This is a genomic window from Psychrobacter sp. P11G3 (genome assembly GCF_001435845.1).
GTDB lineage: Bacteria > Pseudomonadota > Gammaproteobacteria > Pseudomonadales > Moraxellaceae > Psychrobacter.
On sequence record NZ_CM003596.1, the window covers coordinates 2,933,044 to 2,945,254 of the forward strand.

Here is a 12,211-nt window from a genome sequence, read left to right on the forward strand (position 1 = left end):
TTGGTATAAATGGTTTATGGCTCACTGTCTGTCTTAGAGCTCCTATAAACGTGCATCATAAGCTCTAAAATAAAAAATAACGCTGTGCCATGGGTAGTACATCGGCTGGCTCACAGGTGAGTGTTTTACCATCCGCACGTACTTCATAGGTCTCAGGATTGATGTCCATATCTGGGCAGTAGCTATTAAAGCGCATATCGCTTTTACGAATTTTACGGATGCCATGTACTGGCTGAATGACTTTGGTCAACCCGAGCTGTTTATCCACCTGTTTGTCGATCGCCGCTTGCGACATAAAGGTAATGCTAGTTTGAGCAACCGATTTTGGATATGTCGCAAACATAGGACGATAATGCACAGGCTGAGGAGTAGGAATAGAGGCATTAATATCGCCCATCGGTACCGCAGCAATGAGTCCACCTTTGATGATGCACTCAGGTTTTACCCCAAAAAACTTGGGCGACCATAGCACCATATCTGCCCATTTACCCACTTCGATTGAGCCGACCATATCGCTAATACCGTGAGTAATCGCAGGGTTTATTGTATATTTTGCGATATAGCGCTTGATACGGAAGTTGTCGTTGTCCGCGCTTTGGTCATAGTCTGTCAAAGTGATGTACTGTTGCTCATCTTCAATGTTCGCCGTTGCATCTGGCGCTAGATGGCCACGTTGAACTTTCATTTTGTGCGCGGTTTGCCAAGTACGAATTACTACTTCACCCACTCGCCCCATGGCTTGTGAGTCACTACTCATCATTGAGATAGCACCCAAATCATGCAAGATATCTTCTGCGGCGATGGTTTCTTGACGAATACGGCTTTCAGCAAAGGCCACATCTTCAGCGATAGCAGGGCTCAAGTGATGACAGACCATCAGCATATCGAGATGCTCATCAATAGTATTGACGGTATATGGACGCGTTGGGTTTGTTGAAGAAGGCAGCACATGCGACTCGCCAATAGCCTTTAGAATATCGGGCGCATGGCCCCCGCCCGCCCCTTCAGTATGGAAAGTATGGATACAGCGGTTTTTAAAAGCAGCGAGCGTACTTTCGAGATAACCGCTTTCATTTAAAGTATCGGTATGAATGGCCACTTGTACATCATAGTCATCAGCGACACTCAAGCAGTTATCGATGGCTTGCGGGGTTGTACCCCAATCTTCATGTAGCTTTAGTCCCACGGCACCTGCTTCGATTTGCTCAGCAATGGGTTCTGGTACACTTACATTGCCTTTACCCAATAGCCCAATATTCATAGGAATACTATCGGTAGACTTTAGCATCGAGGCAATGTGATACGCCCCCGGTGTACAAGTAGTAGCGAGCGTTCCTTGAGCTGGCCCTGTGCCGCCGCCTAGCATTGTGGTCACGCCTGACATAAGCGCCGTCTCACACTGCTGAGGCGCGATAAAGTGAATATGACTATCGACGCCACCTGCTGTCAGAATTTTGCCTTCACCAGAGATTATCTCGGTAGCTCCGCCAATAGGAATATCGATGGCAGGCTGGATATCAGGATTGCCCGCTTTGCCAATGGCACTGATACGACCATCTTTGATACCGATATCCGCTTTATAGATGCCTGTATAGTCAACGACTAATGCATTGGTAATAACTGTATCGGCAACTTCCGCGCCTAGCAATTGTCCTTGTCCCATGCCATCACGAATGACTTTACCACCGCCAAATTTAACTTCTTCACCTTTGATTTCAACAGGCTTGCTACTACTCTCACCACTTTGCGACGTATCCGCTTGATCAACAGCAGTATCTTTATGACTGGTTAAATCTGCTTCAACCTGTAGCCAAAGCTCGGTATCGGCAAGACGGACTTTGTCACCTGTGGTAGGACCAAAATGCTCAGCATAAATGCGACGACTGACTCGTTTTTGCGAAGTAGCGGTTACCTTCTTATCAGTAGTGCTCTCTGATATTTTGTCTGGATGAGCGGCGCCCATGACGCGCCCAGCAAAACCATATACATCTTGCTTGCCAGCATATGCTACCAATTCGACTTCCCGCGATTGGCCCGGCTCAAAACGTACAGCGGTGCCAGAGATAATATTGAGACGAAAACCCCGAGTCTGCTCTCTCTCAAAGCTCAAGGCATCATTGACTTCATAAAAGTGATAATGCGAGCCGATTTGGATAGGTCTATCACCAGTATTGCTGACACTGATGGTCTGCACCTGTCGCCCTTGGTTTAAGATAATATCGCCATCTTGGATATGGTATTCGCCTGCTTGCATGGTAGCCGCCTTATTTTATAGTGAGCATTTCAGTGCTATAACAATGGTATACAGCGTTATACGATGGGATTATGTACCGTGACCAGTTTGGTGCCATCAGGAAAGGTCGCCTCGATTTGCACTTCATCTACCATCTCTGCGACACCTTCCATGACATCATCAGCAGACAAATACGTAGCACCCTCACTCATCAGCTCAGCAACTCTTTTGCCATCTCGTGCGCCTTCCATCAGCAGCATACTGATATAAGCGATGGCTTCAGGATAATTGAGCTTAACACCGCGATTTTTGCGACGCTCAGCCACCATACCAGCCGTAAATAGCATGAGTTTGTCTTTTTCTGTTGGGGTCAGGTGCATGATAATTCCTTGTTGTACTTATCATTATATTTATAGCAGATTAGAGGTTTTCAAAGCATTAGATATCGATTAAAAACAGTCGCAATATCATCTTAGTTTCATTATTTAAAGTGGCCGTATTAGGTGTCCCAAATACGTGGACGACAAGGCTCAAGTTGCCACCAATGGTCTCGCAAGACTTCTCTCAGCTGATAAAACGCTTCAAAACAACCACGTACATCTGAGCCGATGTAGCGGATACTGATCGCTTGGCAATTATGAGTGCAGTAGACAGGCAGTTGTGCTTGAGCAATTACTTGTCGTAATGCTGCTACGGTGTTATCTAGATAGCGGGTCAATGATTGCTTGATAGTTGCTTGGGCTGTTTCGGTCGATTGCGTGGTTTGCGATGCGGACAATTCAAGATTATCATGGACGTCGCTTAAGCTTGGAACTGCCCAAAACGATCCATAAATATGCTGGTTTGCTAATCCTAAATTTGAGGTAAACCAGCGACTTTTTGCTGCCTGCGCCACTCGCTCAGCAACGATAACCTTACCATCTCTATAGATGTTCAATCCAGTATGATAACGCCCTTGCAAAAACTGCTCGTCGTAAGCTTGCCGCCCAAATACACTAATCTCCCATGTCAGTAGACTAGATGAATCCGTCAAATCGAAGCGACTCACTGCATGCATATTGGCTTCATTATAAATGATACTCTCTTGTGGCAGCCATTCTAAACGGGTATCTGCTGCGAGGTTGGCCTGTACGTGTTGGCTCGCATAGGCAGCTATCTCGTCTTGACTCATACTTTGGTGAGTATCGTTATCGCCCAACGGAGCTTTATGTTTTTGGCTAACACTGTCTTTACCATACCACTTACCCGCCCCTGGTGTGGTGATCACAGCATGGCTGCCACTGTCTAAACGCAACTCTATCGTCAGCGTATCACCGCCTGCGATACCTGCTGGCGGATATAACATCAATATATGACAAATACCTTGCTGTACACGTGGCTCAGGATATAGGGCACGCTGTACCATAAGCGCGCCCGTGTGCTTACGATGAGATAGCCGTGTTTTAGCGGTAGAAGCCGCAATTTTGGCAGTATCTGTGCGCTTAACAGTGTCAAAACTCAATGTTAAAGAAGAAGCCCAACTCATTTCATATACTCATTTGCTCATTTTTCTCATTAAATACGCTCTAGTAATCTAGTTCCTGACCAAAAAGTCAGCTAATCTCACTGTCTATACAATCATTATGCCAACTTGTATGTGCATGCTATTGCACAAAGTAAGCTTATACATCCAACATAATGATTTTACTTTGGTTTTGACTGTATATTTTTTCTTACTAACACGACAAAACTGGTTTAGCTATTTTTTAATCAGCCTTTTATCACTGGTAATTCATAAATAAGTGATTATTTGCACCAAAATATGGCATTTTTCAATAGTATGCACCATTTTTTAGCATTCAAACTTGGACTATTAACACACTATTTCAGGCCGCCCTTTGTATTTATAAGGATAATTATGAGTAAATGCGCTCAATGATCGATTTGATAATAAACCATTTGCGCAATTGAGTAGTAAGATAGGTAGATTGCAAGGCGGTTAATCAGGTATTCTATGTTAAAAAGTATGGTGAGACACTGCTCTATGATATCTATAACAGGATAAGCTTCTGTAGAATGCGCCTGATTTGCGGATATTTGGGTCAGTATCTATCTTTTGTATTTCTTTTTAGATATGTAAAAAGTCCAAACAGATAGGATGCTCACTTTTTCAGCTATTTTATGCACAAACCCGTTTTATAGGCTTGAATAGTGAGCGCAGCCCCCTTATAAACAACCCATTAGTCAAAAACTACTAGACAATAAAATCATTCAATCCATTTTTATTTTATACATTTATCGATAGGACTTTTCTATGACAGATTATGATCGCATCACTGCCAACCCGCATTTTGATATGCTGATGAGTGCGCACAAAGAAGTACAGACCACACAAGCGGCTTTAGTACCTATGGTGGTTGAACAGTCCTCACGCGGTGAACGCTCGTTTGATATTTTTTCACGTCTATTACGTGAGCGCGTTATCTTTTTGACCGGTCAGGTCGAAGACAACATGGCTAACCTTATCGTTGCCCAGTTACTCTTCTTAGAAGCTGAAAACCCTGACAAAGATATCCATTTGTATATCAATTCACCAGGTGGTTCAGTCAGTGCTGGCTTGGCTATTTTTGATACCATGAACTTCATCAAACCTGAGGTATCTACTATCTGTATGGGCGGTGCTTATAGCATGGGTTCATTCCTATTGGCTGCTGGTCAAAAAGGCAAGCGCTACTCACTTGCTAATGCTCGCGTTATGATTCACCAGCCTTCAGGCGGCGCGCAGGGTCAAGCAACCGATATCGAAATTAATGCTCGTGAAATCCTTAAAACTCGTGCACGTCTAAATAGTATCTTAGCTGAGCGCACTGGTCAGCCAGTAGAGAAAATCGAAAAAGACGTTGAGCGTGATTATTGGTTAGATGCACAAGAAGCCAAAGAGTATGGTTTGGTTGACGAAGTATTAGAGCGTCGTCCTGAATCTTTGTAATCTAAGCATTAACGTGATGCCTCTTCATTGAGAGTGCAATCATAAGACCTTTTATAGTTTATTTGCCGTACAGTAAACCGTTATCAATGTCATACCTGACCTATTGGAAGGTATGACCATTGAATGAATACGACAATTGACATACTACAAATAAACTAACCAGTTTTAAATTTTAGGAGCGCCTTTTATGGCAGAAGATAATACCCCGCAGTGTTCGTTTTGCGGTAAAGCCAAAAGCGATGTACAGCAACTGATTGCTGCTGATGATGCCAATATCTGTAATGAATGTATCGAGCTATGTACTGACTTAATCGCAGACAGCGCAGAGCACGGTGATGATGATAGCGAAGTAGATACTTCTTGGGTCAATAAAAAATTACCAACGCCAAAAGAGCTGCGTGCCAAGCTTGATGAGTATGTCATCGGTCAGGACGCTGCCAAAAAAGCATTGGCTGTTGCCGTCTATAACCATTACAAACGTCTAAAAGTTAGCCAGACGCTAGCCAACGACAGCAAGAAAGCCAAAATTGGCGCTGATGATGCAATGGTAGAATTGGCTAAGAGTAATATTTTGCTAATCGGTCCTACTGGTTCCGGTAAGACGCTACTTGCGCAAACCTTAGCTCGTCTGCTAGATGTACCTTTTGCGATGGCTGATGCCACGACCTTAACCGAAGCTGGTTATGTTGGTGAAGACGTTGAAAACATCGTACAAAAGCTACTTCAAGCTTCTGACTATGATGTGGCCAAAGCTGAGCAAGGTATCATCTATATTGATGAAATCGACAAAATCAGTAAAAAAGGCGACAATCCATCTATCACGCGTGATGTTTCAGGTGAAGGCGTACAGCAAGCGTTGCTAAAGCTGATCGAAGGCACTGTGGCTGCTATCCCGCCGCACGGTGGTCGTAAGCACCCGCAGCAAGAGCTGATCCAAGTGGATACCAGCAACATCCTAATCATCGTTGGCGGTGCATTTGCTGGACTTGATAAAGTCATTCAGCAGCGTACTGAAAAAGGTGGTATTGGCTTTAACGCTGATGTCAGCTCAAAAGATGACAGCCGTCGCAGCTCAGACTTGCTACAAGAAGTCGAACCAGAAGATTTGATCAAGTTTGGTCTGATTCCTGAGCTGATCGGTCGTTTGCCAGTACTTGCGGCACTGCAAGAGCTAGATGAAGCAGCCCTAGTACAAATCCTGACTGAACCTAAGAACGCACTGGTAAAACAGTACAAGTACTTGTTTGACATGGAAGGTGCTGAAATTAGCTTTACTCAAGAAGCACTAGATGCCATTGCTAAAAAAGCCATGGAGCGCAAGACTGGTGCTCGTGGTCTACGTTCTATCGTAGAAAACGCCTTGCTTGAGACTATGTATGAATTGCCTTCTATGGAAAATGCTAAAACTGTAATGGTTGATGCGGACGTTATCAATGAAGGTAAAGTACCTAAAATTGCTTAAGTTATAATTGATATAAATAGTCCGTTATCATTAACGGACTACTAAAAAGCGTCTGGCTAAATTAGCTCAGGCGCTTTTTTTATACCTATTATTTAATCAATTTATCTGTTGGATAGCTTGTCTGTTAGATAACTTGATACTAGATAACTTGCCTACTGAAATTGGCGATTTCCATTACACCTGCTCCGAAATGACAGCAGCGTTTATCAATCGCGAGTAAACGTCAGCACAAACCATGCTAATGTAGATAGTCTGTCTTGACCCTTAGACTTTATTTCTATATACCGCAAGATATAGTCCGTACAACCCATATGATTAATAAGACAAAGGATTGTTTATTATGCTCAACCATGTGACCGCTATGGCGACTTCATTGCGCCAACACCTACCGTTTTCCTCTAACCGTACCTCGTTGGATGACTCAAATGTTGAATCCTACTATCGCAACCACGTCGCTGCTATCACAGGCGCAGGCTCTGGTATGGGGCGTGAGCTGGCCATTCATTTAGCAAAAATGGGCTGTCATGTTGCACTATCGGACATTAATCCCGAACAGCTGGCAGCGACCAAACAGTTACTTACCAATTATGATATCAATGTCACTATGACCGTACTCGATGTATCAGATAATACAGCGGTGGAAGTATGGGCTGATAGTGTTATGAGCGATCATGGCAAAGTAAACTTTATCTTTAATAATGCAGGTGTCGCACTCTACTCTACCGTCGAAGGCAGTAGTATTAGTGAGCTTGAATGGGTAATGAACATTAATTTTTGGGGTGTGGTTTACGGTACTAAGGCGTTTTTACCGTTAATCAAAAACAGCGTTAAACAAAGCCAATTTGGCGAGCATGGACATATTATCAATATCTCAAGTCTGTTTGGTTTGACCGCTCAGCCATCACAGTCAGCCTACAACTCTAGCAAATTTGCCGTACGCGGCTTCACAGAGAGCTTACGCCAAGAGCTAAACATTCAGAACTGCGGGGTATCAGCGACTTGTATCCATCCAGGTGGTATCAAAACCAATATTGCCAACAGCGCGCGCGGTAATGAGAGCATCCATGATATTGGCATGAGCACTGGGCCCAAAGCCATCAGAAGTTTTAATAAGTTTCTAAAGTTCGATGCCAATGAAGCAGCTTGGATTATCCTACAGGCAGCAGCGACCAACGAACAGCGCTGCCTGATTGGTAACGATGCCAAGATGATTGATGCCATCCAACGTGTATTTCCTTCACATTATAGCCAAGTGCTGAACGACTTCCATCAACTGTCCCGCAAACTAAAACCACGTCGTCATAAGAAGCTGAAGACCGTTAAATAGTATGTTATCAACATTCCCTCTATAATGAGAAATTGATGAATTTATATATAAAAAGCCCAGCTATAGTCGTAGCTGGGCTTTTTGAAAGTTGCCATTATTGATGAAGGATAAGACTGAATTTTGAGACTGGTGATGATATTTTAACTCAATACTTCCAAGCATTAAGGCAGCTTCATATCACCAGCGACCAACCAACCCATACGGCGCATGATATAAGCCACCAACCCTGCAATCACCGCAGGCAATACAAACATCAATAAGATAATCGCTGTCCACAGCTGACCAGTGCTCATAATCTCCTGTGATGCCTCAATCACCCCAAACACACCGACCAAACCAGCGGTACCCATACCCGCGCCTGTCGCGGTACAAGCTAATCCAAAACCAACGGTTGCGATAGGCCCAACGATAGCACTAGCAATGACAGCAGGTAGCAGAACGATAGGTTTTTTGAGCACATTAGGGATTTGCAACATACTAGTACCCAAGCCCTGAGAGATGACACCACTAAAGCCATTGTCCTTAAAACTTGCAACAGCAAAACCAATCATATGCGCGGCACAGCCTACTACTGCTGCCCCGCCCGCCAAGCCACCAAGCCCAATAGCAATACAAATAGCTGCACTTGACGTTGGCAGAGTCAGTAAAATGCCAACTACTACAGCGATGACGATACCCATTAGCAGTGGTTGTAATTCAGTAGCAGCATGAATACCCTGACCGATAGCTGCGACCCCTGCTACGATAGGCGGGTTGAGCAGCGCACAGACTAATAGTGCGACGCCGCACACCACTAAGGGCACCAATAAAATATCAAGCTTCGTCTTCCCAGCGACCCAAGTGCCAGCACGATAAGCAAACACAGAGGTCAGATAAGCACCGATTGGATTACCTGGTAATGCTACAAAAGTTGCGGGCCCACCCACTTGCGGCGTAAAGAGCGTTCCTGCCATTAGTGCTTCAGAATGAGCACCAAGCATACCTGCTACGAGACAGCTAAGCATCACTAGCGTTGGCGCTTTGAGATAATAAGCGATACCTACACCGATGCCAGCACCCATCAATATCGAGGCAAGCTTTCCGACCGCGACTAATGCTGGCAAATCTAACCAACCACCGATTTGCGAAATAATCAGACCTGCGATCAACGTGACAAATAGCCCGAGAGCCATACCAGTAAAAGCATCGATAAAGTATTTTTGAAAGAACGCTTTAATAATGCCTGCTTGCGGTGTTACTGAGTTAGATACGGTCATAACCATACTCTTAATGGACGTTTAATAGGATAAAACAGCTAGAAAGATTTTGATAAAATAAAGAGATAAAAAAAGCGTCATTACGACGCTTTTTTAATAAATACAATAACTGTAAACGACTGAACCTAGCGACGCTGCTCAACGATAATAGAGTCTATACCATTGTTTTGTAGGCGCTGCTGTGCTGTCGTTACTGCTTGACGGTTATTCAGTGGACGCGAGATGACTTGATAAATTGGCAAGCCATTACCCGTCGTGTTTTTGACCACACGAGCATCGACACCCGCCATCAGTACTTGCGCACGGCGACGATCCGCTTCATCTGCATCACTAAAGCTATTGATCTGCAAGATGTAGGTCGCCGCAGGTTTGGCAGCTTGGATGCTTGCCGTACTTGCTGCTGCATTGTTATTGCGGGTTGTAGCGTTGCTAGTAGCAGGCGGCGTACCATCATAGGTTGCATCTTCTTCAACGACAACGATATCCTCACTCGACCCAGCATTATTAGCACCAGCAGGTTCGACAGTCGCATTTCCCGAACCACCGAAGCTGCCCGTTTCTGTACTGCCTGCATCGCTCTCTGGTTGAGTCACGACGACGTCTGGTTCAAACGCACCGATATCACCTATTTGATCATTATCAATGTCAGCGATATCTTCATCAGGGATGGTTGCCATCTCTTGATTAGGTAAAATATCGTAGAACTCATAATCGCCATTATCGGTATCAGTATCCACACGTGGCTGTACTTGGCGATCAGAATCGTTCTCAGCACTACCATCAGCGGGACTGAAATTGAATAGTGGTGAGAGGTAGATAAACACCCCGATCATAAGGGTCAATACGGCCCCAACAAACATCCACAATAAGCCTGATACGCTACTTGATTTGCGCTTTTCTGTTGCGCCTTTAGGTTTTTTGGCTAGCATGGATCTCGTTCTCCCTACTGGATTTAACTATCATCATCAAATTAATGCTATTAGCTGTCTATACTCATGTCACATATTAGAAAAGCACTACATGCTAGACGGTGCAGACAAGCCTAGCAGGCTAAGTCCATTTGCCAATACCTGTCTAACGGCTTTTGACAGACGTAAACGCGCTTGCATTAAGTCTAGCTCAACCTGACTTGGCGTTTCACCTGAAGTCAAGCTCATAGGCAAGATACGATTGGTGTCATACCAACCATGGAACAATGCCGCTAGCTCTTTTAGGTAGTTGGTCAAGACATGTGGCTCGTAACCAGTCGCTGCGCGAAGTAACGTCGCTGGATATCCTGCTAACAATTTAATCAGCTCGTCTTCATTTGGCGCACTTAGCAAGTCTTGATGTGCCAAACCAATGGCATCATCTACGGTCAAATCGTAAGTTGCCAGTTTTTCTAACACACGGCAAACGCGCGCATGAGCATACTGGATATAATACACTTGATTATCTTTGCTTTGTGATTTGGCAAGTTCTAAGTCAAAATCAACATGCACTTCAGGCTTACGCGCTACATAGTAGAATCGTGCAGCATCGTTACCGACTTCTGCACGTAGCTCACGCAAGGTCACAAACTGACCAGAACGCGATGACATTTGTACCTTTTCACTACCGCGCCATAACGCGACAAACTGTACAAGCACCACGTCAAGGCGTTCGGCATCGATACCAAGGGCTAGTAGAGCGGCTTTTACGCGTGGGACATAACCATGGTGGTCTGCGCCCCAAACGTTAATGACTTTATCAAAGCCGCGATCAAACTTGTTTTTATGATAAGCGATGTCAGAAGCAAAATACGTTGATTGACCATTGGCACGGCGTACAACACGGTCTTTCTCATCACCGAAATCAGTCGATTTAAACCAGATGTTGCCGTCTTTTTCGTATAGGTAGCCTTTGTCATCTAGTATCTGTAGGACAGGCTCAATCTCGCTATCGATAGATCTTTCGCTAAACCAGCACTCATAGCTCACACCAAAGTCATTTAAGTCATCTTTAATATCCGCCAAAATACTGCTCAATGCCGCGTTTAAAAATAACGCATAGCTATCACCTAGCAATGATTTGCTATTGGCAATCAAGCCATCAATATGTGCTTCTTTATCACCTGAGATAACGGTCTTTTCGCCGTCAGCATTAATCTCAAACTGAGCATCTTCTGGCACATCTTTGGCAACGTCTACAAAACTATGTACATAGCTATCGCCATGTTGTGTTTTTAGCGTCTGGGCAATATCACTAACATAATCACCTTGATAGGCATTAACTGGGAAAGTTATCTCTTCACCATTTAGCTGTAGATAGCGCAAATATGTACTAGTGGCTAAGATGTCCATTTGACGACCAGCGTCATTGACATAATATTCACGCGTGACGTCATAGCCAATAGCTTCTAGCAAGTTAGCGACGCTCATGCCAAATGCAGCACCGCGACCGTGACCGACATGCAGACTCGACGTTGGATTGGCAGAGACGAACTCAACTTGGACTTTTTGACCGTCGAACTGATGGCTCAAGCCAAAGCGATCTTGCAATGTAAAGATATCATCCAATACAGAAAATTTAGCTTCCGAGTTTAAGAATACGTTAATAAACCCTGGTCCTGCGATTTCTACTTGGCGAATATCTTGATTGTCAGGCAATGCGCTGACGATTTTTTCAGCAAGTTGACGCGGATTGGCCTTGGCCGCTTTCGCTGCTGTTAGCGCGATATTACTGGCAAAATCACCGTGGCTTAAATCTTTTGTACGGGTAATTTGACTGTTGTTTTGCCAATCGCTTGGTAGCGTACCATCTGCTTGTAGGTTTTGAATTGCATCATTAAATAGGGATGCAAGCGTATCAATTTGGGCTTGTGACATAGGAATTTGAACTCAATTAAATAAACAACAAAAACGGTGCGAATGCGAGCAATCGATAACTGCTTATTATAATAGCGACCGACATTGCAGGGATAGAATAATGTAAAAAGATAAGTAAC

9 protein-coding genes are annotated in these 12,211 nt (G+C 44.3%); 3 read left to right on the forward strand and 6 right to left on the reverse strand.

Annotation, left to right across the window (positions count from 1 at the left end; genetic code table 11):
- Positions 1-64: 64 nt before the first annotated feature.
- The 3 genes from ureC to AK824_RS11870 form a co-directional block, all read right to left on the reverse strand.
- Positions 65-2,254 (reverse strand): urease subunit alpha, encoded by a 2,190-nt coding sequence (gene ureC / locus AK824_RS11860; RefSeq protein ID WP_082624652.1) that lies wholly within the window; start codon positions 2,252-2,254, stop codon positions 65-67.
- A 56-nt stretch (positions 2,255-2,310) separates the two neighbouring features.
- Complete coding sequence (gene ureA / locus AK824_RS11865; RefSeq protein ID WP_057761815.1) at positions 2,311-2,613, reverse strand: urease subunit gamma; 303 nt, start codon at positions 2,611-2,613, stop codon at positions 2,311-2,313.
- Between the two features lie 119 nt (positions 2,614-2,732).
- The gene (locus AK824_RS11870; protein ID WP_057761817.1) at positions 2,733-3,758 is read right to left on the reverse strand and encodes an urease accessory protein UreD; all 1,026 of its coding nucleotides are present in this window, start codon (positions 3,756-3,758) and stop codon (positions 2,733-2,735) included.
- A gap of 816 nt (positions 3,759-4,574) precedes the next feature.
- Here AK824_RS11870 and clpP point away from each other — a divergent pair.
- The 3 genes from clpP (at position 4,575) to AK824_RS11885 (ending at position 7,990) form a co-directional block, all read left to right on the forward strand.
- Positions 4,575-5,201: an ATP-dependent Clp endopeptidase proteolytic subunit ClpP gene (clpP, locus tag AK824_RS11875; protein WP_197411852.1), complete on the forward strand. Its 627-nt coding sequence runs from the start codon at positions 4,575-4,577 to the stop codon at positions 5,199-5,201.
- 187 nt (positions 5,202-5,388) lie between these two features.
- Complete coding sequence (gene clpX, locus AK824_RS11880; protein ID WP_057761822.1) at positions 5,389-6,663, forward strand: ATP-dependent protease ATP-binding subunit ClpX; 1,275 nt, start codon at positions 5,389-5,391, stop codon at positions 6,661-6,663.
- A gap of 481 nt (positions 6,664-7,144) precedes the next feature.
- Positions 7,145-7,990, forward strand: a complete 846-nt coding sequence (locus AK824_RS11885; protein WP_057762656.1) for an SDR family NAD(P)-dependent oxidoreductase — start codon at positions 7,145-7,147, stop codon at positions 7,988-7,990.
- Between the two features lie 161 nt (positions 7,991-8,151).
- Here the strand turns inward: AK824_RS11885 and AK824_RS11890 are convergent, their stop codons facing one another.
- The 3 genes from AK824_RS11890 to argS form a co-directional block, all read right to left on the reverse strand.
- Positions 8,152-9,246 carry a PTS sugar transporter subunit IIC gene (locus AK824_RS11890; RefSeq protein WP_057761824.1) on the reverse strand — a complete coding sequence of 365 codons (1,095 nt, stop codon included), beginning with the start codon at positions 9,244-9,246 and terminating at the stop codon, positions 8,152-8,154.
- Between the two features lie 125 nt (positions 9,247-9,371).
- A complete protein-coding gene (locus AK824_RS11895; RefSeq protein WP_057761826.1) occupies positions 9,372-10,175 on the reverse strand; it encodes an SPOR domain-containing protein in 804 nt (267 codons plus the stop codon).
- A gap of 87 nt (positions 10,176-10,262) precedes the next feature.
- Entirely contained in the window at positions 10,263-12,092 is a 1,830-nt protein-coding gene (gene argS, locus AK824_RS11900) for an arginine--tRNA ligase (RefSeq protein ID WP_057761828.1), read from the reverse strand.
- Positions 12,093-12,211: the final 119 nt, after the last annotated feature.